We start from the raw sequence: 24,205 nt of genomic DNA, 5'->3' as shown, positions 1-24,205 counted from the left end.
TGAACAAGATGTTAGATATTCGTGATCTTCGCGCTGAAATCGATAATAAACAGATTTTAAAAGGCCTCAATTTATCTATTGGCGCGGGTGAAATCCATGCGATTATGGGGCCTAATGGGGCAGGTAAATCGACGTTATCCTATGTCCTTTCGGGCAAACCCGGTTACACGGTAACGGGGGGATCGGCCACTTTCATGGGCAAGGATTTATTAGCCCTAGAACCCCATGAAAGAGCCGCCGCCGGATTGTTCCTAGGTTTTCAATACCCCGTTGAAATCGCGGGTGTCTCTAACCTGCAATTTCTACGTGCCGCGGCTAATGCACAACGGAAGACGCGCGGTGAAGAAGAAATATCAGCAGGGGAGTTTATCAAAATCGCCCGTAATGAGGCCAAGGCTCTTGGCATCAATCAGGAGATGCTAAAACGCCCTGTTAATGTCGGATTTTCTGGTGGTGAGAAAAAGCGCAATGAGATGATGCAGATGGCGCTTTTGGAACCTAAATTGGCCATTCTTGATGAAACGGATTCCGGTCTTGATATTGATGCTTTACGGATTGTCAGTGAAAGCATCAATCGGGTGATGCGCCGTCCTGATCGTTCTGTTTTGTTGATTACGCATTATCAGCGCTTATTGGATCATGTAAAACCTGATTTCGTCCATGTTTTAGCCAATGGCCAGATTATCCGTTCTGGTGGGCCAGAACTCGCTTTGGAATTAGAGCGGGAAGGCTATGGGGAGCTCGTAGCATGATTGGATCTGTTCATCTGAAAGAAGCCCCACCGGTAGCCAAATTGAATTTGCCTTCCCAAAATGAAGAAGATTGGCGTTGGTCCAAACTCGACATTTTAGAGCCCCTATCCCAGGAGCCTCATGGAGGCTTTCCATTACCTGACTACTTGTCTTTATGGTCTGATTTAGAAGGCCCTAAACTTTTATTTATTGATGGTGTGTATCAGGCAGAAAAGAGCAATCCCGGTCCTATCACTATTCAATCCGTAAAAGAGGATAGTAAAAATCCATTAGCCCTTATGACGCAAGGACAAACAGGATGGACTTTGCATCTTGAACAGTCCTATCATCAACCTATCGAAGTTTTATATCTGGGTAGTGGGGGAAGCTATCATTTACCGTCCTCTATCCGATTAGCGGATAATGTATCCGCTACCTTGATTGAAACCTATGCAGGCCATGGCTGGGGCAATCGCTTTTCTTATTTTAATTTAGGAAAAGATGCCCAGCTCCATCGACTGGCTCGATTATGCGCTGATAGTGGTTTTACCTCTTTAGTGGAAGAAGGTGAAATCGGAAGGGCGGCTACCCTCGCCACAGATTGGATGGGGTGTGAAGGGGCCGATAGCCGTGTCGATCAACGATTTGACCTGATCGCGAACGGCGCTACGGTTCTGAGTGGCGGCGCTTTTTTAGCCAAAAAATCCCAACATCATGATGTTATGCTGGTTACCCGTCATTCAGCGCCGGAATGTAGCAGTCGTCAGAAATTACGCGCGTTAGCCGATGATAAATCTACCGTCAGTCTGGCCGTGCGCACTGAGGTTGCTTCAGGGGCCCAAAAAAGTGATGGAGAGCAATCACTGAAAGGATTGCTCCTCTCCCGTCAGGCCACGGTTAACATGAAACCGGAATTGGAAATTTACGCGGATGACGTCAAATGTGCCCACGGGGCAGCGGTGGGTGAACTAGACTCGCAAGCCCTGTTTTATTTAGAATCGCGCGGTATCGCACCTGAAGATGCGAAAGAACTTTTAGTACAATCTTTTATCTTAGAGGCTTTTGTATCCAAACCAGATAGCGCCTTATATTCTATATGGCTTAATGATGCGGAGCATTGGGCGGGAGAAAAATAATGAGCACGCTAGCCGAGCTTGATAGAGTATCAGATTTGAACCATCGTGCCGATTTTCCTGCGATTCCTGCCGATTGGTCTTATCTTGATAGTGCGGCAACAGCTCAGAAGCCGAAATCTGTCATTGATGCTATTACGAAAGCCTATGCGGTTGATTATGCGACAGTTCATCGCGGTGTTTATAGTCGCTCGGCGGATATGACTATTGCTTATGAACAAGCTCGTAGCAAGATTGCTCGTTTTATTGGTGCGGCTTCGCCTGATGAAATTGTTTTTGTCAGGGGCGCAACCGAAGCGATTAATCTGATTGCTCAAAGCTGGGGTGCTTCCCATCTTAAAGCCGGTGATCGTATTTTGTTAAGCGTTTTAGAACATCACAGCAATATTGTCCCTTGGCAAATTTTAAGAGAACGTATCGGTTTTGAAATTGATGTTGTTCCTTTGGATGAAGAAGGCAGAATAGACCTTGATGCGGCAGCCGAAATGATTCGGCCTGACCATAAACTGGTCTCTTTTGCTCATATCTCTAATGTCTTGGGCTCTGTCCTCGACGTTAAAAAAGCCCGACAAATTGCCGATAGTGTTGGGGCCAAACTCTTAATTGATGGTTGCCAATCTGCCCCCCATCTTTCCATAAATGTTGCAGAATTAGGGTGTGATTTCTTTGTTTTTTCAGGCCATAAACTTTATGGCCCTACCGGAATCGGTGTTTTATGGGCAAAGCCTGATATTTTATCTTCTATGCCCCCTTGGCAAGGGGGCGGGGCTATGATTGATCAGGTAACCTTTGAAAAAACTACCTTTTTAGATCCTCCTGCGCGTTTCGAGGCGGGCACACCTAATATTGTCGGAACTTTAGGTCTCGCCGTAGCCGTTGATTATCTTGAAAAACTGGGTGCTGATGCCATCGCCCGCCATGAAGCAGAATTGACGATAGCGGCACGAAAGCGTTTGAAGGACATTAAAGGTCTACGCTTGTTAGGACCTGATGATAGCGCGGCGATTATCAGTTTTTCAATCGAAGGTATTCACCCGCATGACATCGGCACTATATTAGATGAAGAAGGCGTTGCTATAAGAGCAGGGCATCATTGCGCGCAACCGTTAATGACGCATCTGGGTGTAGCCGCAACGGCAAGGGCCAGTTTTGGTCTCTATAATGAGGTCAAAGATATTGAGCGTTTAGCAGCTGGTCTTTCAAGAGTAGTGAGTATTTTTCTATGACCGATCCTAGAGAAAAACCGAGTGCCGCTTTACCTGAAAACAGCTCTGTAACGGCTTCTGATGCCAGCAGTCCGGACCGTAAGCAGGATTATTTGGAAGGCTTCACTCCAGAAAAACCTGAAAAAGAAGCCTTGAGGGAAGAAGTCATCAAGGCTTTGAAAGATGTGTATGATCCAGAAATTCCGGTCAATATCTATGATCTCGGTCTGATTTATGATGTTAATATCGGGGATGATAACCATGTCGATGTGAAGATGACGCTTACCACGCCCAACTGCCCAGTTGCAGGTTCAATGCCTGCGGAAGTAGAATTAAGGGTGGGGCATGTGGCTGGCGTTGGTGTTGTTAATGTCGAATTGGTCTGGGATCCGCCTTGGGGTATGGATCGTATGAATGATGAAGCTAAATTGGAATTAGGGTTATTGTAATTCTAAATAGTCACTTAATTATTCGATAAGGCGAACAAAAATGGCTGAATCCTCTGCTATTCTTACTCTGACGCCGAAAGCAAAAAAACATGTCAAGGATTTGCTATCGGAAGCGCCTGAGGGTACCATTGGGCTAAAATTATCGACGCCTAAAAAAGGCTGTTCAGGTCTGGCCTATGCTTTGGATTATACCGATAAGGCCGATCCATTGGACGAGCGTATTGCACTTGATGAAGGTGTGATCTTTATAGAAAGTGCCTCTTTACTCTATCTCATTGGTTCGGTGATGGATTGGGTGGAAGACGATTTTCAGGCTGCATTTCGCTTTGAAAATCCCAATGCAACGGGTATGTGTGGCTGTGGTGAGAGTTTTACAGTTTGATACGCATCGAAGTCCTATTCTTGTTTAATAAGAAGGCCTCATTCTAAAAGATGAAGGCCTTTTTCTTTATCTGATGTCCTAGAAGAATTTTTATGGTTTCTATATTTTTGCCTTAAAAGAGAAGCCATTTTCTAAACTGACAAAAAACTGTTATAAGCTCATCCCTTTTTACATTTTCGAAACGGTTTAAATGACAAGGCGTATAGTATGATTTCCGACTTACAACATGTCGAGAATTGGATTTTTGATCTCGATAATACGCTTTACCCGCCTAGCGCTGATCTTTTTTCCCATATTGATGTTCGTATGGCCGATTATATTGCCAAAAAACTTCATATTTCGCCCATGGAATCCCAAAAATTACAGCAAGATTATTATCTGAGATATGGTGCTTCGTTAGCGGGATTAAAACGTCATCATAACGTTGATCCCCACGATTATCTGGCTTATGCCCATAACATTGAAATGAGTAGTTTAAAGCCGGATCCAACCTTACGAACCTCCATTGAAAAATTACCGGGGCGTAAATGGATTTTTACAAATGGCGATCAACCCTATGCAGAACGTGTTTTGCATCATCGGGGTTTATCTAATCTTTTTGAAGATGTCTTTGATATCCACTCTTCTCAATATCGTCCAAAGCCTGATCCTTTTTGTTATCAGCTTATGCTGAAAAAATTTGATGTGACTCCTAAACAATCTCTCTTTGTCGATGATATGGCCTGTAATTTATTGCCTGCTAAAGATCAGGGCATGACGACTGTTTGGGTTAATCACGGGCCACTTGGGCAAGGCCATATTACAGAAGGTCATGAAAAAATTGATTACGAAATTCATGATGTAAGTAATTGGTTAAAAAAGATAACTACGTAAACTGATTCTAAATATCCCTTTAAATAGGGTATAAAACGGGAAAATTTTATATGACCGACCTTATCAATATTATTGATAAAGCTTTTGAAAATCGGGCCGATATTACGCCCTCTACCGGCGGTGAAGTGGCAAAAGCGGTTGATGAAGCTTTGGGATTATTGGATTCTGGTAAAAGACGCGTTGCCGAAGTCGATGAAAATGGCCAGTGGATTGTTAATCAATGGCTGAAAAAAGCGGTTCTTCTCTCTTTCCTTCTTACCGAAAATAAGCCGTTTCATGGTGGTTATGACAAGGTCCCCCTGAAATTTGCTGATTGGAGTGAGGCGCAATTTCGTGAAGCGGGTTTCCGCGCTGTCCCTGGTGCGGTTGTTCGTCGCGGTGCCTTTATTGCCAAAGGCGCTGTTTTGATGCCTAGTTTTGTCAATATCGGCGCCTATGTCGGCGAAAATACTATGATTGATACATGGGCAACTGTTGGGTCTTGTGCCCAAATCGGGGCCAATGTTCATATTTCTGGCGGTGCTGGGATTGGTGGGGTTTTAGAACCCTTACAAGCAGGTCCTGTTATCATCGGTGACAATGCGTTTATCGGTGCCCGTGCAGAAGTTGCCGAAGGTGTAACTATTGGCGAAGGGGCTGTTCTTTCAATGGGCGTGTTTATTGGGGCATCGACGCGCATTATTGACCGTGCAACCGGTGAAATTCATATGGGGAAAGTACCCCCTTATGCGGTTGTTGTACCCGGAAATCTTCCTGGTAAGCCTTTGCCTGATGGTCGTCCGGGACCTTCGCTTTATTGTGCTGTTATTGTTAAAACGGCTGATGAACGCACCCGTTCAAAAACGAGTATCAATCAGTTGTTACGGGAATATCAGAATTAAAGTATAAATTAGCAATATTATTCTATAAATAAAAATAAGGCTGATATTTTAATATATCAGCCTTATTTTATAAGTTATGTTTCTAGTAAATTTATTTATCTTCAGGCGGTGCCAATAATTTTCGGGTAAAGCCGATTAAACCAATCTGGCGACGACGCTTAATACGTTCAACTTTCAAGATATTTCTGACTTGTTGGAAGCATTCTTCAATATCATCATTGATCAAAACATAGTCATAGCCATCCCAGTGACTAATTTCACTGGCGGCGCGCGCCATTCGTTTTTTGATAACCTCTTCAGAATCGGTACCACGCCCTCTTAGACGCCGTTCTAATTCTTCAACGGAAGGGGGTAAAATATAGACACGAATGGTATCACCACTGGCTTGCTGCCATAATTGTTGTGCACCCTGCCAATCTATATCAAACAGGACATCTTGTCCTTTGTGCACCATTTCTTCGACAGGTTTTCGGGGCGTTCCATAACGATTATCGAAAACATGCGCCCATTCAAGAAGTTGGTCTTCAGCGACCATCTTTTTAAATTCAGGGACGTCAACAAAATGATAATCGACACCGTCTATTTCGCCGGGACGCATGGGACGGGTGGTGACCGAGACAGACAGATGAATTTCATCGTCTTCCTCAAGTAATTTGCGAGCAATAGTGGACTTACCTGCACCAGAAGGTGAGGAAATAACGAAAAGTAGCCCACGACGGGCAAGACGGAAGTTAGCTGAAGGCATGGCGGCGATCTTTTGCCGAAGCCAGAGTTTAGGTCAAGAGATTAATCGAAACAGGATAAGGCCGAAAAAGTTTATAATGCCCTAATTTTCAAAACGGTAAGCATTCAAAAAATGCTTACCGTTTGATAAAAATTAAAATTTATTAACGGCAGTGGACATTATTACGGTCTATTTGGCGACCAATAAGCGCACCACCACCAGCACCTAGCACGGTACCTAGTGTTTTTGATCCACCCGGCGCAATAACATTGCCCAAGACACCGCCACCCAAGGCACCGATGATGGTACCTGTTGTACCATCGGAACGACGACAATAGTATCTTCCATCGCGGCCACGATAAATGCGATCATTTGGGCCTAAACGCCGCGCGTTGCGATAACGTCTATCACCACCTCGCCCATAATCACGGTCATCCCCTGGTCCGCCTCGACCATATCCCGGTCCGCCACGGTCATCGCCGGGGCCACCCCGATCATATCCTGGTCCGCCTCGATCATATCCGGGTGGTTGCGCATGAACGGCAGCGAAAGGCGCCATCAACATGAGCGCTAAAACACAGGATAGTTTTTTCATTTTGTTTCTCCCAAGACAGAGAACTATTTTGTTTAAATGTTACTTTTTAAAGCAACATACCATTGGCACTTTATTATCATTTAAATATGAGCGTAGGATTAAGCATATCCTCTTTTTGTTGTAAGATTGGGATGAAAATTTTTAACAAAAGAGAAGGGCGATTTCGCCTATCAGGCCTAGAATACCGATTCCCCATATGAAACTTCGAATATAGGGTACACCAAAGATATAAAGCGGCAGATAAATCAAACGACAAACCACATAAATCTCAGCACATATCAAGCTGAAATAATTATCGGGATGAAGAAAAATATTGCCTAACAGCGCCCCTATAAAAATGGGTAACGTTTCAAAAAGATTGGCTTGTGCCCTAGCTAACCGACCAACAGTAGGTGTTGGCGGTGGTAACTTTTCATCACGCGCCCCCACATTCCATTTGGCTCCATATTGACGGGTACGAAAATAGGCGGTCAAAAATATCTGTAGTAAGGCTAGTAATAACAGGATACCCAACAGCTGAAGTTGAGGGATAGGTATCATAAAATACACTTTCCATAATCATTTTATACTGTTGGAGGCAAAGCCGCCTCTCACTTCGTATGCCTAATATTAAGAACTCTTGAGTTATAAAGATGTGCCGTTTTTTCGGTATTTTAAAATAATTTTTTAAAAACGGGCTATTCAAAATATGGCTAATATACTTTCGTCGCTTATTGGTTTTGTTTCTTTGGTCTTAGCGGGAATTGCGTTCCTACCCTTTTTTGGATGGGCCAATTGGTTTATTATCCCCTTGCCTATTATCGGATTAGCGGTCGGCTGTTTTTCGAAACAAACCAGTGGGCGTAGTATTAATATGATAGCGATATTATTCGCTGTTTTCCGGCTTATAATAGGTGGTGGTATATTTTAGTACGTATATCAGAAATCTAATCTCAGTAGATACGCTAACATCCTTTTTGTGATAAGACGCGTTTTAATGGTGATGCCCATTAGAGCCTTTTTCTAGCTAATTGCTCGGATTGCTCTTATAAACCGCTCTTCTTGATTTTTAGGCTTACTTCCAAGGATATTTATGCCTTTCCCTTTTTATGGCAAGATGACCAGCTACACGTATTTGACATTGTCGCCTTACGCTGCCGTCTCTCGTCATTCTATTCATTATTCTAAAAAATCGTATCTGAAGGGGGCAGTCTATGAGTGAGAATGTTCGCAGTTTTATCGTCGACGAAGATGACGATGGCATTCGCCTTGATCGTTGGTTTCAACGTCATTTGCCCGATACCGGCTATACAAGAATAGCGCGCTGGGCCCGTACAGGACAATTGCGACTGGATGGCCGCCGTGCCCTTCCGGGGGCGCGTGTTATGGCCGGGCAATCTATTCGGGTACCCCCCATTGAACCCGATCAGTCAGATGATCGCCCGTCAAAACCAAAAAGAGCAGAATTAACCGCGGCAGAAAATGAATTTGCTCAGTCTTTGGTAATCCATCGCGATCGGGATGCTATTATTGTTAATAAACCGCCTGGTCTCGCCACACAGGGTGGTACAAAAACACATTACCATCTTGATGGTTTATTAGACGCCTTACAATTTGACGCCGTTTCCCGTCCAAAATTGGTCCATCGTCTGGATAAAGATACCTCGGGTGTCTTATTGCTTGCCCGTTCAGCGAATGCTGCGGGTTATTTTTCAAAATCTTTTTCAGGACGTACCGCTCATAAAGTGTATTGGGCTTTGGTTGTGGGCGTACCTTCGATTGAAGAAGGCTTAATTGATTTACCTCTGGCACGGCAACCCGGCTCCGGTGGTGAAAAAATGCATGTTGATGAAGAAAACGGTGCAACGGCTAAAACGCTTTATCGTATTGTTGAACGGGCCGGAAATGCGGCTTGTTGGTTAGAATTACAGCCGTTAACGGGACGTACCCATCAATTACGCGCCCATCTTTCGGCTATTGGCTTCCCGATCGTGGGTGATGGTAAATATGGGGGCAAGGAAGCTTTTCTCACAGGCGGCATCAGCCGTAAAATGCATCTTCATGCCCGCCGTTTAGTGATTCCCCATCCCAATGGTTCTTCTTTGGATGTTCATGCTGATCTACCTGAACATTTTATCGAGAGTATGGGGTTATTAGGATTTGATCTGGAAAATGGTTTTGATCGCCCCTTGGCAGGTGAAAAAATCGCCTTGGATAAGGAATCTGAGAAAATAGCAGCGGGGCGACGGGCGCGGGATCGGCGGCGTGCCAGACGCGGAGAAAGGCGGAATCGCTCTTCACAAAAAGAGCATGATAAGAAACGGTAAGTTTAGCGGGCTTGTTCTGGCATTGTGGTTTCGTTCTGCCTATGCTGAATTATTCTGCATAGAGAAAAGCAACCCAATTACTCAGGCATATATCAAGGCATAAGGATGTGGCTCAGAAAGACGTCTATTATAATAGGGTTGCTCGTCAATTAGAACAGGCGGGTGAAAATAGTCGGCAATGGAAAGAGAGCTCTTTCGATATTGTCAGAGCTTGTCGGCAGCGTATGTTTTGGCTGTCATCTTGTCGGGTAGTAGGCGCTTTACTGATTACATTGGCTATCTTCTTGCTACAAATGCCGCAATTTTTTCCGTGGGATTCTCGTTGGCTTGACGGCTTGGTGGCTGTGGGTCTGGTTATTATGGTGATTCCGCAAGCCCTTATCAGATGGCAAAAGTCCTAGGGACGAGGCTTTAAGAAATGAAAAGAAAACGTTTTTATAAAGAGGCTAGTGTAGAAAAAGCAAAATTAGGTTTTGCTCTAAAACTAGATGAGCGTCAGGTCATGACGCCGGCGCGTAATCCATTGATTTTGCCCAGCGAGCCTTTAGCTGAAGAGGTCGCAGAAGAATGGCGTGCTCAGACTCACGAGATTGATCCGGCGGCTATGCCTATGACGGGCTATGCTAATGCAGCGATCGATCTTGTTCCCAAAAATTATGATGATTTTATTCTAGGTATTAGGCAGTTCGCTGAAAGTGATGTTACCTGTTATCGAGCTGATACGCCCCAAAATCTAGCACAGCGCGAAGCTGAATTGTGGGATCCTTTGCTGGAATGGGCAGAACGCCGTTTTGATATCCATTTCCATCGGATCGTAGGTATTATTCACAAGCAGCAACCCGAAACGACCCTTAATCGTATAGGGGCTGCTATTTCCGATTTTAACAATTTTGAGGTTGCCGCGCTTTCTCAAATGACAATGATTTCGGGATCTCTTGTTATTCCGCTTGCCGTTTTGGAAAAAGAAATCTCTCCTGAAGAGGCTTTTGATGCCGCACATATCGATCAGATATGGCAGACTGAGCAGTGGGGAGAAGATGAAATCGCGACGCGGGCGTTAATGGTTCGCCGCCGTGATTTTTTAGCAGCTGCCCGGTTTTTCAATCTGTTAAACAATCAAACGGTCCTAGAACCGGTTAGCGAAGGATGACTGAATGAGTACGGAGCAAGCATGGGCTTTTTTAGCCAATAATGATCTTGGTGAGGGCGATGCGCCGGCGGCCTTGATTTTTGATTGTGATGGGACGCTGCTTAATAGTTTACCTGTTTATGAACGGGCATGGCAGGCAACATGGGGCGAACTTGGTTATACCATGACCCATAGTTGGTATTATCCGCGTTCAGGATTTTCTGAAGATAATTTGATTTCGGCTTTTGAAGAAGAAATCGGGAAAAAAGTCGATCATAGCCTTATTTCTGCATCTGTTAGAAAATATTATCTTGCCAATATTCAGCATGTTGTCGAGATCAAGCCTATTGCTGATATTGCGCGTAATGCTTACGGACTTTTACCCATGGCAGTCGCTTCCTGTGCCCCTCGGGCGCTGTTGGTAGAAGGGCTTCAAATGGTCGGCCTATTCGACCTTTTTAATGCGGTTCTTTCCGTTGAAGATATTGGTGTGCCCAAGCCTGCGCCTGATATTTTTCTGGTAGCTGCCGAAAAATTAGGGGTAGCCGCTGAAAAATGTTTGGTTTTCGAAGATAGTGTTACCGGTATTGAAGCCGCAAAAAGCGCGAATATGCCTGTGATTGACGTGAGTCCGCTGATTTTGGAAGAGCGTAAAGCCTCCTAAATCAATCAAAGGGCGATAGTTAAATTCCTAACTATTAAATGTTTTAGTCCCCTATGAATTAGGTAAGAAAAGGCCATGAACCGTTTTCGGTGTGGCCTTTTCTTCTTTGTTCGGTAGAGCTAGGCTGAAAATAAGCCTTTTTCATTCGTGGTTTCTGGTTGTTCGATAACTGTACTATGAGTATCCCGACGACGATCAAAGGCATCCCATACTTCTTGCCAATCACCTTTTGTCGCGGCCTTTGAATATTCGGTTGAGCGGGTTTCAAAAAAATTGGCGTGTTCTACACCATTAAGGAGCGGCGTCAGCCAAGGTAAAGGATGCTCTTCAATCATATAAATTGGGGAAAGTCCTAACTGATTCAAACGCCAATCCGCTATATAACGAATATATTTTTTGATTTCTTTCGGGGTCATGCCTTCAACTGGCCCCATTTCAAAAACCAAATCAATAAAGGCGTCTTCAATTCTGACCGTTTTTTGACAGATGTCGAGAATATCTTCTTTAACTGCTTTTGTGAGGCATTGCCTTTCCTGACAAAAGGTGTGGAATAAGCGGATAATCCCTTCGCAATGCAGGGATTCATCACGGACACTCCATGATACAATCTGTCCCATGCCTTTCATTTTATTAAAGCGTGGGAAATTCATCAACATAGCAAAGCTAGCAAATAGCTGTAAGCCTTCTGTAAAACCGCCCATCATGGCAAGAGTACGGGCAATATCCTCATCACTACCGACATCAAAGGTAGAGAGATAATCATGTTTATCCTTCATTTCTTTATACTGAAGGAATGCAGAATACTCGGCTTCTGGCATCCCAATTGTATCCAATAAATGAGAATAAGCCGCGATATGTACCGTTTCCATATTGCTAAAAGCGGTCAGCATCATTTTAATTTCAGTGGGCCGAAAAATGCGGCTATATTTATCGAAATAGCAGTCCTGAACTTCAACATCAGCTTGTGTAAAAAAGCGGAATATCTGTGTCAGAAGATTGCGCTCATGGTTACTAAGCTTTTGGGCCCAGTCGCGACAATCTTCCCCTAAGGGGACTTCCTCGGGAAGCCAATGAACCTGCTGCTGACGCTGCCAGAATTCAAAAGCCCACGGATATTCAAAAGGCTTATAAACAGGAGATGCCTTAAGCAGAGACATAAAAGGTATTCCTTTGGATTCTTTTTTAGAATAGGGATTTTAAGTAGCTAAGCGCTACTCGAAAGCATTAATTTATAGCTGCTAATCTATATACAGTAGATAAATTGATCGTCACCCCTCTATATAGGGGTTATGGGTAAAATCACTTATTAATCGAGTGGGCTATTTTACAAAGGTTTGTGCACCCATATCAATATATTGAAGCGTTCAGGGAATTTTTCCGCGTTATGGATACTGAAAAAGATTTACTATGCCTCTTACAGATTTTTGCTAAAAAACCCCCATTGATTAAAATTATAACTTTATCGGGCCTATAAGACCGGAGACTGGGAGATTTCATGAAGTCAGCGCGTTTTTTAGCTGATCGGGCGGTCGTTTTATTGCTGGGTGTCGCTGTCGGTGTGGCAATAGGCTATGCTTTTGGTTTAACAGGAAAATCGGAAGAACAGTCTGTATCTAATACAACTTCTATTGCGCCCGCTATCACGACTTCAACATCGAATGAGATCAGCAATACAACAATTTCGGGTAGTACGGTTACGGCTAATGAAACCTTTGTCCCACAAACAGGGCCTCAGAAAGATTTAGTTCAGAATGAAGCCTATAAACCTTCTATTCCGATGCAATCATCCTTACCCCCTGCACCTTCAGGGGCAACATTAGCCAAAAAGCTGGCTCAAGGTGAGGCTTTACGGGTTGGTGTCTTTGGGGATAGTTATGGGGATGGGCTATGGTCTGCGCTTTATCGCTTGTTGCCCGCTAAAGAAGGGTTTCGAGTCTTAAAATTCAGCCAGCAATCAACGGGCTTTACACGTTATCAAAGCCAGAATGTTGAAGAAAAGGCTAAATCAGATTTAGCGACACAGCCCATTGATATCGCCATTATTTGTTTTGGCGCTAATGATGTTCAAGGCGTTTTAGTAGGACATCATGCTGCACCCCTTTTAAGTGCAGAATGGCGACAGGTTATTGGCGATCGCATAGAAAATTTTGTGGCGATGCTGAAACAGAAAGGTATCGCGGTCTATTGGGTCGGATTGCCTGTTATGCGAAAACCGGCTTTTGATGCCGACATCAGTAATATGAACAATTTTTATGCTGCTGAAATGGCCAAATTGAATGTACCTTTTATTGAAACACGTTCGTTAACCGTCGATGGACAAGGGCAATATGCCCCTTATCTTTTAGATGGAGCAGGGGACGGCCCGAAAAAAATGACACTGATGCGGGCGAATGATGGAGTGCATATGTCAATGACAGGGTATATAAGATTAAGCCGTGGGCTGGCCTCGCAAATAAAACATTTTGCAGATCAGAACCGACCAAAATCTGACAATGAAATGGCCTCACAAATGTCCCCTGTTTCTAGTCCAAATAATGGAAAAGAAAGCAACCGGTGAAAAGCTTTACCTTTCTAAAATTGACAGCTTTTCTAACAACGGTTTTGGTTAGTGTGTCGCCGGTGGCATTGGCTTCTTCTAATGCTGCGACAACAATGGGAACCCCAGTATTAGAGGTTCCCTTTACACCCCCAGAAACGCCCGCTGCACTAAAAGATGGGGCAGCGCTGGCACCTTTTTTTTCAAAACTAGAAGCGTATCGCCGAGGTAATGGGGTAAAACCGCTTCATATTTTGCAAATTGGCGATAGCCATACAGCCGGAGATTCTATTTCTGGTGCATGGCGGTTTATTCTTCAGGATCGCTATGGTTCCGGTGGAAGGGGGGTATTGGCCCCAGGGATTCCTTATAAAGGCTATATTGCCCATGGAGTCCATGTTTCTATGTCTGATGGCTGGAATATTGGTTCTATTTTCGGTTCCCATTACAGCAGTGATATTCCCCCTGTCGGCGTCAGCGGTTTTAATTTAACTTCCCATAAAAATGGTGCGCAGATTTCTTTGGATAGTGGCGTTCAAGAATCCTTTGATCGCTTTATGGTTTGTGGGTTAGCCCAACCTGGGGCAGGGGTAGCTGTCATTTCTATGGGCGGACAATTTCAACGGGTGGACTTTAACAGTAGTTGGTTACATCCCCAATGTGTTACGCTTACCAGCGATATGCCGCAGGTTCATGCCGATGTGGTTGCGGCAGATGGTCCCATCACTTTAACTTCATGGGCGAGTTTTCGCGATAATGGGGGTATTGCTTTATCTAATTTAGGGGTTGTCGGCTCGCAACTTATTCATCTGCAAAGAAGCAGTGATCAGGTGGTTTCTGCTGAACTTAAAGTTTATCATCCCGATCTTATCGTTTTGGCTTTTGGGACGAATGAAGGGTTTGCACCTTTTTTTGATCCTACCGCTTTTGAAGCTGTTTTGCGGGCACAGGTTAGTCGGTTACGTCGGCTTTCGGGAGATGTACCTATTTTGATGTTGGGGGCACCGGATGCTTCCAGCCGCCGTGACGAGATGCTTCATAATGCGCCGGGCAGTGCGCCCCCTATGTGTGCTGAACCCATTTTAACAGATAATTCGGCTATCACCGCGTCTTTAAATGCGAATGCACTGTCGCATCCTGCCCAATCAAAAGGGGTGGAGGGGGTTATGAACGCGCTCCATACTCAAGGTGTTTTGGGGCAGAATGATGGAAACGGGCCGGATATTTCGCAGCCCCCCGGAGAAGGTTCACCCTCTTCTAATAATTTACCGACGATACAAAGCTCTAATGTAATTTGGAAAATTACAGCGCATCCACTATTCCCGCCTGCGGGACTGGCTGCTGTTCGAAATGTGCAACGTCGTGTCGCTAATCAATTAGGTATTGCTTTTTGGGATTGGCATGCGCGTATGGGCGGGGATTGTTCTGCTGTCCGCTGGGGGAAAGCCTCCCCTTCTTTAATGCGTCATGATTATGTTCACTATACGTTACTAGGTGGACAAATTATCGCAAATCGGCTGGATAACGACATAAAAAACGCTATGGCTCAGCCAGCAGCACGATAGCTTATCCCTGCCATGTGATAATATTAGGTTTCTATAATGCTTTTTCCGACTTTGACCTTTGGCCTATTCTTTCTCATTGTCTTCTTTATCGCCTGTGCTTTCAGAGGAGATAATGAATGGCGTAAAATTGCATTATTGATTGCTAGTTGGTTTTTTTATGGTTGGTGGGATTGGCGTTTCGTTGCGCTTTTAATTTTATCAGCGTTATTTAATTGGGCTATGGCGGCGTTGCTTTCTCATTATGAAGGCAAACCCCGACGTAGAATTATGATTGTCGGGGTTATCGGCAATGTCTCCATTCTTGCCTTTTTCAAATATTACGCCTTTTTATTGAATCAGATAGCGGCGCTTTGTGGTGTATTGGGATACGCACCCCATCTTCCCTTTATGGAGATTGTTCTGCCGGTGGGGGTAAGTTTCTTTACCTTTCAGGGGATGTCCTATCTAGTAGATGTCGAAAAACGAAAAGTCCCCCCCGCGGCATTAGGGGATATTTTACTATTAATGTCCTTTTTCCCCCATCTGGTGGCAGGGCCTATCGTTCGGGCTTCAGAATTACTGCCTCAATTTAAATCAGTGCCCCCTTTTGAAAAATCAAAAGTCAGTATGGCCTTATTACTGATTATTTGGGGATTGTTTAAAAAAGCCGTTATCGCTTCTGAAATTTCCACCCAATTAGTTGATCCTATTTTTTTTGATCCTTCTACCCATTCCCGTTTTGAATTGTTGGCGGCAGCTTATGGCTATGCAGCTCAGATTTATTGCGATTTTTCAGCCTATAGCGATATGGCTATAGGGCTGGCCGCCTTGTTAGGATACCGCTTCCCCGTCAATTTTAATCAGCCTTATCGGGCAACCTCTTTACAGGATTTTTGGCGGCGCTGGCATATTAGCCTTTCAACATGGCTACGCGATTATGTCTATATTGGCTGGCTGGGTGGTAATCGTAGGGGCGCTTTTCGAACCTATTTCAATCTTTTTGCAACCATGCTTATTGGTGGATTGTGGCATGGAGCAAATATGACTTTTGTCATTTGGGGTGCTCTCCATGGCGGCGTCTTGGCCTGTGAACGTCTATGGCATACGATAAAGCCTAAAAGCTGGCCAAATTTACCTGTCTGGATACAAACTATATTTACGTTTCATATTGTTGTTATTGGTTGGATATTTTTTCGTGCAGAAAGCTTTACGGCCGCTATTAATTATTTGAAGGGCATCTACGAAGGCTCATGGCAGATAGGGCAGGTAACCCCTTTGATGCTGTTCCTTATTCTTTTAGGTATTGTTATCCACTTTACACCGCATGATGGCATGAAGCATTTTGCACTTCGATTGAAAAAATGGCCGGCATGGTCGGTTGGTCTAGTGGTTGCCGTTTTAATCCTGATAATTGACGCCATGCGCTATGAAGGCGTGGCACCCTTTATTTATTATCAGTTCTAAAGGAAAAAATTGTCCTATGGCTCATCAGGATTTTTCACCGATAGATCTGCCTTCTGATGCAGAAGATAGGCATCATGCCTTGCTATGGACGATAGAGAGTATTGTTATAGCGACTGTATTATTGGCTATTTTTAATGCGACCTCTATTGCCGATTGGGCAGACGAACTGTCCCCTACACCGTGGACAGCCCCTATCGTCGCTACAGCAGATAGCTGGAAAAATATGACAGCGAATATGGGGCTATCTAAGCCAAGAGATTTTTTGCATCAAAGCTGGAAAAAATTAGAGGCAATTCATTTTTCCGATGCCGATAATTCTAATACTGATCAATCAGAGTAAGCCTATATTTTGTATAGAGCAGGTGATGACCTAGCGATAAAAAATGTGGCTACCAAGCATACGAACGCGGGTGCGTGTTTTGAAAAAGTGGTTCGGTGCCTGAGAATTAGCGTGATAGAATAAAGCACCCTGGGTAAGGTCTTCGCTGCTCCCTGTCAGTACATCATGGGCTATTTCAATAGCTTTCTGCCAACGACGATCCTGCCGCGGCGGCGTATAACGCGTGGTATCGAAAAATTGACCCGGCTGATTGGTAACGCCACATACGGTTTGTGGAAAACGACCGCCTCTTTCAGCCCGATTAAGAATAAGCTGAGCGATAGCGATTTGGCCTTCACGAGACTGATTAGCGGCTTCGTGATAAATCACTTTTGCCATGCACATCGTCTGTGTACCTTCAGATTGCTGTTCTAACTCATCCGTAGAGACGGATGCTTCCTGATCGTCATTATCGGAATAATCAACCGATTTAGTTAGAGCCTGATGCGCATGACTGGCAACAGATTCATTATCATAACGTACAGAGGCATTCGCCGTTTGTGTCGTAACAATAGCCATATTATTGGCAAGTGTTGCCCCTAAAGGGAGCGCTGCGGCTAATGCATGGCTTGCAGGAAGCGCTGCAATGGCCAAAGGAAAAACAATTTTCGTCCATTTTTTACAAAATAAATGCCCTAAAACGGACATAGACAACTCCACCACCTGCGCAATTTTCGACCCGCATAAACAAAATTAAAAAACAGCTATTCAAATTATGCTGGTAAGAATAATCACGACTTGCTCGCAGGAAACATCCAGATGGGAGGATTTCCTCGGCCGTTTTCTTGGTGACGTGCTATCGCCTTTTGGTCAATCCATTGGAACTTTTTCCAAGGCTATCCGTTATTTTGCCGCGATAAATGACATAATTTGCGGTCAATCAATAAGACTTATCGTATAATTTTATATATTTTGTCATTTTATAGCGAAAAACATCAACAAGGCGATGGTTTGCTATCCTGTGGTTCCTTAATACGGATATTTGTTTTTGAACCTTGCCTTTAAGCTAAGATAAACCACCGCTAACGAATGAGCTATTTTAGGGGTAAATGTTAGATTTTTTTCAAAAAAATGAAAAAATATTCAAATAGTTCTTGACGACAGCAGCTCCCTCTCTTAGAGCACAGCCCATCCCAAGCGGGTGTAGCTCAGTTGGTTAGAGCGCCGGCCTGTCACGCCGGAGGTCGCGGGTTCGAGTCCCGTCACTCGCGCCATTTTTTTAATGGCGCGTTTACTCTGGAAGTTTAGAAAACCATTGTTTTTCTAAGTCTTAAAATCATTATGCCACTTAGGCAGTGATAGATTATAGTTATTTTCCTAAAAAATTATTTCTCCCTGTTCAATAAAATACGCTAAAGATAGCGTATATCTCTTTATCTTGAGAATCTTTTCTTATAATTCCTTAATCGGCCATTGACTGACTTCTCTCTTTATCAGAGACGCTATCAGCTTAATCTTTGTTAAGACCGTTAGAACACTATAAACTTAACAGTCTAAAATATATCGATTCGCTTTAATGTGTTAAAGCGTGACCGTTGATTGATGTTGGAGATGATTTTGGCTGACCTGCCGCACAACAGCACCGATAATAAAAATGCGTTGCATGCTGTTTCTGAACAGCCTCACCTAGAAAAGGCCAAGTGTTTCTGCGAAACCCATAGACGATGTATCGTTGGAATCGTTTGCCTTGTTGTAGCGATCCTTTTGGTTTCAGGCATCGGCTGTTGGTCGTATCATCGCCATAAACAAGCCGAGATAGAAAAGCGGGGCGAGGCTCTTACCAATATTCTGGCGCCTATTGCGCAAGGTGGCCAAGTAAAAGATATGGCGGCGCTGGATAAGCTTATCGCCTCTGGTGACCCAATATATGCCAGTCTTGGTCGCTTTTTAAAAGCGGGTAGCTTGGCCGATAAGGGGGATGTCAAAGGAGCTAGCGCTTTATATCAGACGATTATCAAGGATCAGGCTGCGGGTGATATTCTACAGGCCGTTGCAACCTTACATTTAAGTGCTATCGAACTTGATACGTTGCCGCCTGCTGATGTCATTAAACGTCTTCAACCTTTGATGTTGCCCGGTAGTCGGTGGCTAGGTACAGCAGGTGAAATACAGGCCGCCGCTTATCTAAAAGACAATAAGCCGGATCAGGCTGTAAAAGTATATCAGCGTATTATCGCCGAACCTTCTGTTCCAGAAGATATTCGTGAACGCGCTAAATCCCTTGCAAATTCTTATGCCGATATTGTTCCGGCCAAAGCGAAACAAGCGAATTCAGCTCCGGTTACACCGGCTCCTGCTAAAAAATAAGGAAATAGCTGGGGATGACGGTTATAAAATACGGGTTAAAAAAGGCACGTCTTTTAACAAGCGTGGGTCTTAGCTGCCTTTTAATGCTTACTACAACATCATGTGGGAGTTTGGGGGGGAAAGAAAATAAGCCAAAAACCCCTCTGATCGGTGAACGAACGCCTATTCTGATGTCAGAAACTGGGGTCGATGTAGATCCCGGCTTGTCTTCTGTTCCTGTCACCTTACCAGAGGCCTTTCTCAATGAAGACTGGGAACAGCCAGGCGGTAACGCAGAAAAATCAATGGGACAGCTTACCCTTGGAAAGGGTACCTCACGTCTATGGCAAGCAAAAATTGCAGGCGCCAGCACCAAAGCGCGTATGGCTTCTGGGCCAGTTATATCCAATGGCCGATTATTTGTTGTTGATACGCACGGACATCTTTATGCTTTCGACGCAGATAAAGGGCGATTGCTCTGGAAAAAAATGGTTGGTGACGGCCATGACATTATCCCCGCTGCGCAGGTTGATGATGACGAAGGCGAAGCCTTACCCCCACCGAAACGCTCTGATAAGCAAGCCTATAAATTATGGGAACGGGCTGAAAAATTACGTATAAAAAATAAAAAACCAAGACGCGGTAGTGGTAACAGTGCATCCATGTTTGGGGGTGGGGTCAGTGTCGACGGAGAGCATGTATTTGCGACGTCGGGTGTTGGTGATATTGCCGCCTTTGATGCTAAAACCGGAAAACAGCTCTGGATTAAACGTCCGGGGGGCCCTTTACGGGGCGCGCCTGGGGTCGGGCTTGGTAACGTTTACGTTATTTCCCGTGATAATCAGATTTTTGCTTTGTCACAGGAAAATGGCGATGTGCAATGGTCTGATGCGGCTACATTAGAAGCTACTGCTGTCTTTGGAGCCGCTGCGCCCTCTATTTCTCATGGTACTATTGTTGCGGGTTTTTCTTCTGGCGAATTAAATGCTTATCGCTATGAAAATGGCTATGAAGTTTGGCAGGATGCGCTTTCGCGTACCAGCATTTCAACCTCGGTTGGCAGTTTGTCGGATATTGATGCTTTCCCTGTTATTGATTCCGGCCATGTCTATGCCATTGGTCAGGGCGGAAGAATGGTCGCTGTCGATCTGTTTACAGGTCAACGGTTATGGGAACTCAATATAGCGGGTCTTTCTACCCCTTGGGTGGCCGGGCAATGGATATTTGTCGTGACGATGGATGGTAAATTACTCTCTATTCTTCGTAAGACTGGCCATATTCGTTGGATGAGTCAGTTAAAAACTTGGGTTAATCCTAATAGAAAAACTGGGCCTATCAATTGGAATGGGCCTATTTTGGCGGGTGATCGTCTTATCCTGACAAATAATCATGGAGAAGTGATCGAGGTTGATCCGACTGATGGTCAGATGATGGCGCGACGGAACATTAAGATGCCCATGGTCGTTACTCCTGTTGTCGCCCGTAATAAACTGTATCTTTTAGGTGAAAACGGTCGGTTGGAAGCATGGCAATAACAGCGCTAGAACTACCTTATTTTATTAAAATTCATTTATTCTAAGGGCTTTTATAAGCCCTAACTAGGAAATTAATATGCCAAGCGTTGCCATTGTTGGCCGCCCTAATGTCGGTAAATCGACTCTATTTAATCGGTTAGTTGGAAAACGACTAGCCTTGGTAGATGATCGGCCCGGTGTAACTCGTGATCGGCGTGAAGGGGATGCCGATCTTATTGGGTTACGTTTTCTTGCTATTGATACGGCAGGTTTTGAAGATGAAGATCCGGCTAGCTTACCGGGAAGAATGCGTTTTCAAACCGAAGCTGCCGTCAAAGACTGCGATGTCGCTTTATTCGTCATTGATGCACGACAGGGTGTTACACCGCTTGATGAAGAAATAGCGCGCTGGTTACGGGCTTTATCAAAACCTGTTCTTGTCGTTGCCAATAAATGCGAAGGACGGGGAGGGGAGTCCGGTTTCTTGGAAGCCTATTCGTTAGGTTTTGGGGAACCTTTACCTTTCTCGGCAGAGCATGGAGAAGGTTTAGTCGGTTTATTTCAGGCTTTGTTGCCTTTTGTTGAAGGGGAGACTTCTGAAAAAGTAGCCTTGGATGACGAAAAGGATGAAACCGAAAAAACAGAAGAAGAGATTGATCAAACACCGCTGCAATTGGCGATTGTTGGTCGTCCTAATGCAGGAAAATCGACCCTGATTAATCGGTTGATTGGCGAAGATCGCATGATTACGGGCCCAGAAGCCGGTATTACGCGCGATTCAATCGCCATTGATTGGGAATGGCAAGGTCGTCCTGTGCGTTTAATAGATACAGCCGGACTTCGTAAAAAAGCGCGGGTTGTCGATAAGATGGAACGTTTATCCGTTATGGATACCTTCCGCACTATTGATTATGCCGAAGTAGTTGTCCTTCTCTTAGATGCAACTCAAGGGCTGGAAGGTCAGGATTTACGGATTGCTGATCGCGTCTTGGAAGAAGGGCGCAGTCTGATTATTGCTATCAATAAATGGGATATGGTCGAAAATCCTTCAGCTTTTTTACAAGCGATAAGGCAAGGGCTAGATGACGGCCTTGCACAGGTAAAAGGCGTGCCGTTAATAACGATTTCCGCGATTACGGGGCGTGGTATTGATCCTTTGCTAAAAGCCGCTTTTGAAACGCGAAAAGCTTGGAGCCGTCGTGTTTCTACTGGCCAGTTAAATCGTTGGTTGACTCGCGCTATTACGCATCATGCCCCCCCAGCACCGGGCGGTAAAAGGATCAAACTGCGGTATTTGACGCAGATCAAAACAAGACCACCGACTTTTGTCTTATTTGGTACCCGTGTTGATCAGCTTCCCACAAGCTATGAACGTTATTTAGTCAACAGCCTGAGATCTGATTTAGGATTTGGGGCGGTTCCCATACGATTGCATTTCCGATCCCCTGATAATCCATTCGATTAAAATTTATCCTCTTACAAAAAAGGCTTCCTAAAAAATTAGGAAGCCTTTTTTTTAGACATTTAAACGAAGACGATAAAATTATCAGGCAAGCCCCATAATTTCGTCTTTTTCATTAATATCAATATTTTCGGCTGCTGGATGACGGGGAAGACCCGGCATCGTCATAATATTGCCCGAGATAGCGATAATGAAGCCCGCTCCTGCATTTAACCGAACTTCGCGGATGGGGAAGCTGTGGCCGGTAGGCACATTTTTGGCTTTAGGATCAGCCGAAAAAGAAGATTGCGTCTTGGCGATACAAACAGGTAAGTCACCAAAGCCTTGTTCTTCAAAGCTCTTCAGCTTTTTCAAAACCTGTCCTTGGGGAATAACTTCACCAGCGCGATAGATCTCTTTCGCAATCGTTTCTATTTTTTGCCATAAAGGCATTTCATCTGGATAAAGGAGCCGGAAGTTATCTTCTTTGGGGGCATCCAGTATGCCAGATAGTTTACGGGCAAGATCCTCCGCTCCAGCACCGCCATCGCTGAAATGAGTACAAATCGCCGAATCAAGGCCAATACCCGCGCAAAGATCCTGAAGAGTGTCCAGTTCTGCTTGGGTATCTGTATTGAAGCGGTTAATGGCAACAATGACTTTGACACCGAATTTGGCAAGATTTTCTGCATGGCGGGCAAGATTGGCAAAGCCCGTTTCAAGTGCGGAAACATTTTCCTGCTTTAAATCGGCCAGGGCAACACCGCCATGCATTTTAAGGGCACGCACCGTTGCCACCAGAACCACAGCATCAGGTTCAAGATTGGCTTGGCGGCATTTAATGTCAAAGAATTTTTCAGCACCAAGATCGGCACCAAATCCCGCTTCGGTAATGGTAATATCGCCAAGATGAAGCGCAGCCTTCGTTGCGATTAACGAATTACAGCCATGGGCAATATTGGCAAAGGGGCCACCGTGAATAAGCGCCGGATTACCTTCTAATGTCTGCACCAGATTCGGCTGGCAAGCGTCTTTTAAAAGCGCTGTCATGGCCCCGGCTGCCTTAATCAACGCCGCAGCAACAGGGTTGCGATCACTATCTTCACCGATAATAATACGTTCGATCCGTGCCCGAAGGTCTTTAAGATCAGAGGCAAGACAAAGAATTGCCATAACTTCCGAGGCCACGCTAATATCAAAGCCAGCTTCACGGGGATAGCCATTGGCGCCACCGCCCAAGCCTATCACCATATTGCGCAACATCCGGTCATTCATATCAATGACGCGCCGGAAAGTAATGCTCCGACGATCCAATATCGGTTCATTACCCCAATGAACATGATTATCAATCATGGCTGCCAGCAAATCATGTGCTGACGTAATGGCATGAAAATCGCCTGTAAAATGCAGGTTAATACGCTCCATAGGAACAACTTGAGCGTAGCCTCCTCCTGCACACCCCCTTTGACACCGAAGCAGGGGCCAAGAGAAGGTTCTCTTAGACAGATGACCGCCTTTTTCCCGATACGGTTAAGGGCATCTCCAAGACCAACCGTGGTGGTTGTTTTGCCTTCGCCTGCTGGCGTCGGGGTAATTGCACTGACCAACACCAACTTACCACGAGGACGTGAGGACAGAGATTGAAGATAACGTCCGTCTATTTTGGCAATATCATGACCGAAGGGTAAAACCGCTTCATCAGGAATGTTTAAATGACCCGCAATCTCAGTAATAGGCTTCAAAGTTGCGGACCGGGCGATTTCGATATCGCTCAGCATAATTATTTCCTCCAACGGAAAACATAAGATAAAAAGAACGTGACTTTCAGCCGTCTTTAGCAGTTATTTAAAATAATAAAACGGATAACAAGCGAATATCAAAAGGATAGATTTATTATTAATTTATAATAAAATTATATAACAATATCATATCCTAAAAAGCGTTTTTATATGAAAAATAGCTTAAATAG

Annotated in this window: 24 protein-coding genes, 1 tRNA gene and 1 pseudogene; 20 read left to right on the top strand and 6 right to left on the bottom strand. The window is 44.6% G+C overall.

Going from position 1 to position 24,205, the window contains the following annotated elements; translation table 11 throughout:
* Nucleotides 1–8 precede the first annotated feature (8 nt).
* From sufC to dapD, 7 genes are all read left to right on the top strand, one after another.
* Nucleotides 9–752 carry a Fe-S cluster assembly ATPase SufC gene (sufC, locus tag ZYMOP_RS04025; RefSeq protein WP_041581951.1) on the top strand — a complete coding sequence of 248 codons (744 nt, stop codon included), beginning with the start codon at nucleotides 9–11 and terminating at the stop codon, nucleotides 750–752.
* Nucleotides 749–1,867 (top strand): SufD family Fe-S cluster assembly protein, encoded by a 1,119-nt coding sequence (locus tag ZYMOP_RS04020; protein ID WP_013934080.1) that lies wholly within the window; start codon nucleotides 749–751, stop codon nucleotides 1,865–1,867. Before sufC ends, ZYMOP_RS04020 begins: the two co-directional genes overlap by 4 nt.
* Nucleotides 1,867–3,090 carry an aminotransferase class V-fold PLP-dependent enzyme gene (locus ZYMOP_RS04015; protein ID WP_013934079.1) on the top strand — a complete coding sequence of 408 codons (1,224 nt, stop codon included), beginning with the start codon at nucleotides 1,867–1,869 and terminating at the stop codon, nucleotides 3,088–3,090. The genes ZYMOP_RS04020 and ZYMOP_RS04015 overlap by 1 nt, the downstream gene beginning before the upstream one ends.
* Nucleotides 3,087–3,518, top strand: a complete 432-nt coding sequence (locus tag ZYMOP_RS04010; protein WP_013934078.1) for an SUF system Fe-S cluster assembly protein — start codon at nucleotides 3,087–3,089, stop codon at nucleotides 3,516–3,518. The genes ZYMOP_RS04015 and ZYMOP_RS04010 overlap by 4 nt, the downstream gene beginning before the upstream one ends.
* Nucleotides 3,519–3,558: 40 nt before the next feature.
* Entirely contained in the window at nucleotides 3,559–3,900 is a 342-nt protein-coding gene (locus ZYMOP_RS04005; RefSeq protein WP_013934077.1) for a HesB/IscA family protein, read from the top strand.
* 207 nt (nucleotides 3,901–4,107) lie between these two features.
* A complete protein-coding gene (locus tag ZYMOP_RS04000) occupies nucleotides 4,108–4,773 on the top strand; it encodes a pyrimidine 5'-nucleotidase (protein WP_013934076.1) in 666 nt (221 codons plus the stop codon).
* 50 nt (nucleotides 4,774–4,823) lie between these two features.
* On the top strand, nucleotides 4,824–5,654 hold the full coding sequence (gene dapD, locus ZYMOP_RS03995; RefSeq protein WP_013934075.1) for a 2,3,4,5-tetrahydropyridine-2,6-dicarboxylate N-succinyltransferase: 831 nt from the start codon (nucleotides 4,824–4,826) through the stop codon (nucleotides 5,652–5,654).
* Nucleotides 5,655–5,745: 91 nt separating this feature from the next.
* On the opposite strand, the gene gmk is transcribed toward dapD, so the two are convergent.
* The 3 genes from gmk to ZYMOP_RS03980 form a co-directional block, all read right to left on the bottom strand.
* Complete coding sequence (gene gmk, locus ZYMOP_RS03990; protein ID WP_013934074.1) at nucleotides 5,746–6,399, bottom strand: guanylate kinase; 654 nt, start codon at nucleotides 6,397–6,399, stop codon at nucleotides 5,746–5,748.
* A gap of 142 nt (nucleotides 6,400–6,541) precedes the next feature.
* On the bottom strand, nucleotides 6,542–6,973 hold the full coding sequence (locus tag ZYMOP_RS03985; protein WP_013934073.1) for a glycine zipper 2TM domain-containing protein: 432 nt from the start codon (nucleotides 6,971–6,973) through the stop codon (nucleotides 6,542–6,544).
* Between the two features lie 141 nt (nucleotides 6,974–7,114).
* Nucleotides 7,115–7,513, bottom strand: a complete 399-nt coding sequence (locus tag ZYMOP_RS03980) for an MAPEG family protein (RefSeq protein ID WP_013934072.1) — start codon at nucleotides 7,511–7,513, stop codon at nucleotides 7,115–7,117.
* Nucleotides 7,514–7,661: 148 nt separating this feature from the next.
* Between ZYMOP_RS03980 and ZYMOP_RS03975 the strand changes: the two genes are divergently transcribed.
* The 5 genes from ZYMOP_RS03975 (at nucleotide 7,662) to ZYMOP_RS03955 (ending at nucleotide 11,072) form a co-directional block, all read left to right on the top strand.
* Nucleotides 7,662–7,883, top strand: coding sequence for a hypothetical protein (locus ZYMOP_RS03975; RefSeq protein ID WP_013934071.1), 222 nt, complete (start codon nucleotides 7,662–7,664; stop codon nucleotides 7,881–7,883).
* Between the two features lie 283 nt (nucleotides 7,884–8,166).
* Entirely contained in the window at nucleotides 8,167–9,279 is a 1,113-nt protein-coding gene (locus ZYMOP_RS03970) for an RluA family pseudouridine synthase (RefSeq protein ID WP_013934069.1), read from the top strand.
* A gap of 107 nt (nucleotides 9,280–9,386) precedes the next feature.
* Complete coding sequence (locus tag ZYMOP_RS03965; RefSeq protein WP_013934068.1) at nucleotides 9,387–9,680, top strand: hypothetical protein; 294 nt, start codon at nucleotides 9,387–9,389, stop codon at nucleotides 9,678–9,680.
* Nucleotides 9,681–9,697: 17 nt separating this feature from the next.
* Nucleotides 9,698–10,429: an ATP12 family chaperone protein gene (locus ZYMOP_RS03960; protein ID WP_013934067.1), complete on the top strand. Its 732-nt coding sequence runs from the start codon at nucleotides 9,698–9,700 to the stop codon at nucleotides 10,427–10,429.
* A gap of 4 nt (nucleotides 10,430–10,433) precedes the next feature.
* Complete coding sequence (locus ZYMOP_RS03955; RefSeq protein WP_013934066.1) at nucleotides 10,434–11,072, top strand: HAD family hydrolase; 639 nt, start codon at nucleotides 10,434–10,436, stop codon at nucleotides 11,070–11,072.
* Nucleotides 11,073–11,191: 119 nt separating this feature from the next.
* On the opposite strand, the gene ZYMOP_RS03950 is transcribed toward ZYMOP_RS03955, so the two are convergent.
* A complete protein-coding gene (locus ZYMOP_RS03950) occupies nucleotides 11,192–12,229 on the bottom strand; it encodes a ribonucleotide-diphosphate reductase subunit beta (protein ID WP_013934065.1) in 1,038 nt (345 codons plus the stop codon).
* Nucleotides 12,230–12,567: 338 nt separating this feature from the next.
* Between ZYMOP_RS03950 and ZYMOP_RS03945 the strand changes: the two genes are divergently transcribed.
* Genes ZYMOP_RS03945 through ZYMOP_RS03930 form a run of 4 tightly spaced genes read left to right on the top strand, consistent with a single transcriptional unit; the run spans nucleotide 12,568 to nucleotide 16,956 of the window.
* Entirely contained in the window at nucleotides 12,568–13,629 is a 1,062-nt protein-coding gene (locus ZYMOP_RS03945; RefSeq protein ID WP_013934064.1) for an SGNH/GDSL hydrolase family protein, read from the top strand.
* Nucleotides 13,626–15,173, top strand: a complete 1,548-nt coding sequence (locus tag ZYMOP_RS03940) for an SGNH/GDSL hydrolase family protein (protein ID WP_013934063.1) — start codon at nucleotides 13,626–13,628, stop codon at nucleotides 15,171–15,173. Before ZYMOP_RS03945 ends, ZYMOP_RS03940 begins: the two co-directional genes overlap by 4 nt.
* 36 nt (nucleotides 15,174–15,209) lie before the next feature.
* A complete protein-coding gene (locus tag ZYMOP_RS03935; protein ID WP_013934062.1) occupies nucleotides 15,210–16,616 on the top strand; it encodes an MBOAT family O-acyltransferase in 1,407 nt (468 codons plus the stop codon).
* Between the two features lie 16 nt (nucleotides 16,617–16,632).
* Entirely contained in the window at nucleotides 16,633–16,956 is a 324-nt protein-coding gene (locus ZYMOP_RS03930) for a hypothetical protein (RefSeq protein ID WP_013934061.1), read from the top strand.
* 30 nt (nucleotides 16,957–16,986) lie between these two features.
* On the opposite strand, the gene ZYMOP_RS03925 is transcribed toward ZYMOP_RS03930, so the two are convergent.
* A complete protein-coding gene (locus ZYMOP_RS03925; RefSeq protein WP_013934060.1) occupies nucleotides 16,987–17,643 on the bottom strand; it encodes a cell wall hydrolase in 657 nt (218 codons plus the stop codon).
* Between the two features lie 489 nt (nucleotides 17,644–18,132).
* Here ZYMOP_RS03925 and ZYMOP_RS03920 point away from each other — a divergent pair.
* The 4 genes from ZYMOP_RS03920 (at nucleotide 18,133) to der (ending at nucleotide 22,260) form a co-directional block, all read left to right on the top strand.
* Nucleotides 18,133–18,209 (top strand) — tRNA-Asp (locus ZYMOP_RS03920).
* 328 nt (nucleotides 18,210–18,537) lie between these two features.
* Nucleotides 18,538–19,302, top strand: coding sequence for a DUF2659 family protein (locus ZYMOP_RS03915; protein WP_041581697.1), 765 nt, complete (start codon nucleotides 18,538–18,540; stop codon nucleotides 19,300–19,302).
* 14 nt (nucleotides 19,303–19,316) lie between these two features.
* Complete coding sequence (locus ZYMOP_RS03910) at nucleotides 19,317–20,816, top strand: PQQ-binding-like beta-propeller repeat protein (protein WP_013934058.1); 1,500 nt, start codon at nucleotides 19,317–19,319, stop codon at nucleotides 20,814–20,816.
* 76 nt (nucleotides 20,817–20,892) lie between these two features.
* Complete coding sequence (gene der / locus ZYMOP_RS03905; RefSeq protein ID WP_013934057.1) at nucleotides 20,893–22,260, top strand: ribosome biogenesis GTPase Der; 1,368 nt, start codon at nucleotides 20,893–20,895, stop codon at nucleotides 22,258–22,260.
* 81 nt (nucleotides 22,261–22,341) lie between these two features.
* Here the strand turns inward: der and ZYMOP_RS03900 are convergent.
* A pseudogene (locus tag ZYMOP_RS03900) lies at nucleotides 22,342–24,014 on the bottom strand (formate--tetrahydrofolate ligase).
* Nucleotides 24,015–24,205: the final 191 nt, after the last annotated feature.

The sequence above is a fragment of the Zymomonas mobilis subsp. pomaceae ATCC 29192 genome (genome assembly GCF_000218875.1).
Taxonomy (GTDB): domain Bacteria; phylum Pseudomonadota; class Alphaproteobacteria; order Sphingomonadales; family Sphingomonadaceae; genus Zymomonas; species Zymomonas pomaceae.
The sequence above is the reverse complement of the archived record's forward strand: the minus strand, read 5'-3'. Positions and strand labels throughout refer to the sequence as shown.

What these genes read in the sequence shown, in the direction of transcription:
- sufC (WP_041581951.1), top strand. Translation starts at nt 9, where the DNA reads ATGTTAGATATTCGTGATCTTCGCGCTGAAATCGATAATAAACAGATT.
- ZYMOP_RS04020 (WP_013934080.1), top strand. Translation starts at nt 749, where the DNA reads ATGATTGGATCTGTTCATCTGAAAGAAGCCCCACCGGTAGCCAAATTG.
- ZYMOP_RS04015 (WP_013934079.1), top strand. Translation starts at nt 1,867, where the DNA reads ATGAGCACGCTAGCCGAGCTTGATAGAGTATCAGATTTGAACCATCGT.
- ZYMOP_RS04010 (WP_013934078.1), top strand. Translation starts at nt 3,087, where the DNA reads ATGACCGATCCTAGAGAAAAACCGAGTGCCGCTTTACCTGAAAACAGC.
- ZYMOP_RS04005 (WP_013934077.1), top strand. Translation starts at nt 3,559, where the DNA reads ATGGCTGAATCCTCTGCTATTCTTACTCTGACGCCGAAAGCAAAAAAA.
- ZYMOP_RS04000 (WP_013934076.1), top strand. Translation starts at nt 4,108, where the DNA reads ATGATTTCCGACTTACAACATGTCGAGAATTGGATTTTTGATCTCGAT.
- dapD (WP_013934075.1), top strand. Translation starts at nt 4,824, where the DNA reads ATGACCGACCTTATCAATATTATTGATAAAGCTTTTGAAAATCGGGCC.
- gmk (WP_013934074.1), bottom strand. Translation starts at nt 6,399, where the DNA reads ATGCCTTCAGCTAACTTCCGTCTTGCCCGTCGTGGGCTACTTTTCGTT.
- ZYMOP_RS03985 (WP_013934073.1), bottom strand. Translation starts at nt 6,973, where the DNA reads ATGAAAAAACTATCCTGTGTTTTAGCGCTCATGTTGATGGCGCCTTTC.
- ZYMOP_RS03980 (WP_013934072.1), bottom strand. Translation starts at nt 7,513, where the DNA reads ATGATACCTATCCCTCAACTTCAGCTGTTGGGTATCCTGTTATTACTA.
- ZYMOP_RS03975 (WP_013934071.1), top strand. Translation starts at nt 7,662, where the DNA reads ATGGCTAATATACTTTCGTCGCTTATTGGTTTTGTTTCTTTGGTCTTA.
- ZYMOP_RS03970 (WP_013934069.1), top strand. Translation starts at nt 8,167, where the DNA reads ATGAGTGAGAATGTTCGCAGTTTTATCGTCGACGAAGATGACGATGGC.
- ZYMOP_RS03960 (WP_013934067.1), top strand. Translation starts at nt 9,698, where the DNA reads ATGAAAAGAAAACGTTTTTATAAAGAGGCTAGTGTAGAAAAAGCAAAA.
- ZYMOP_RS03955 (WP_013934066.1), top strand. Translation starts at nt 10,434, where the DNA reads ATGAGTACGGAGCAAGCATGGGCTTTTTTAGCCAATAATGATCTTGGT.
- ZYMOP_RS03950 (WP_013934065.1), bottom strand. Translation starts at nt 12,229, where the DNA reads ATGTCTCTGCTTAAGGCATCTCCTGTTTATAAGCCTTTTGAATATCCG.
- ZYMOP_RS03945 (WP_013934064.1), top strand. Translation starts at nt 12,568, where the DNA reads ATGAAGTCAGCGCGTTTTTTAGCTGATCGGGCGGTCGTTTTATTGCTG.
- ZYMOP_RS03935 (WP_013934062.1), top strand. Translation starts at nt 15,210, where the DNA reads ATGCTTTTTCCGACTTTGACCTTTGGCCTATTCTTTCTCATTGTCTTC.
- ZYMOP_RS03930 (WP_013934061.1), top strand. Translation starts at nt 16,633, where the DNA reads ATGGCTCATCAGGATTTTTCACCGATAGATCTGCCTTCTGATGCAGAA.
- ZYMOP_RS03925 (WP_013934060.1), bottom strand. Translation starts at nt 17,643, where the DNA reads ATGTCCGTTTTAGGGCATTTATTTTGTAAAAAATGGACGAAAATTGTT.
- ZYMOP_RS03915 (WP_041581697.1), top strand. Translation starts at nt 18,538, where the DNA reads ATGTTGGAGATGATTTTGGCTGACCTGCCGCACAACAGCACCGATAAT.
- ZYMOP_RS03910 (WP_013934058.1), top strand. Translation starts at nt 19,317, where the DNA reads ATGACGGTTATAAAATACGGGTTAAAAAAGGCACGTCTTTTAACAAGC.
- der (WP_013934057.1), top strand. Translation starts at nt 20,893, where the DNA reads ATGCCAAGCGTTGCCATTGTTGGCCGCCCTAATGTCGGTAAATCGACT.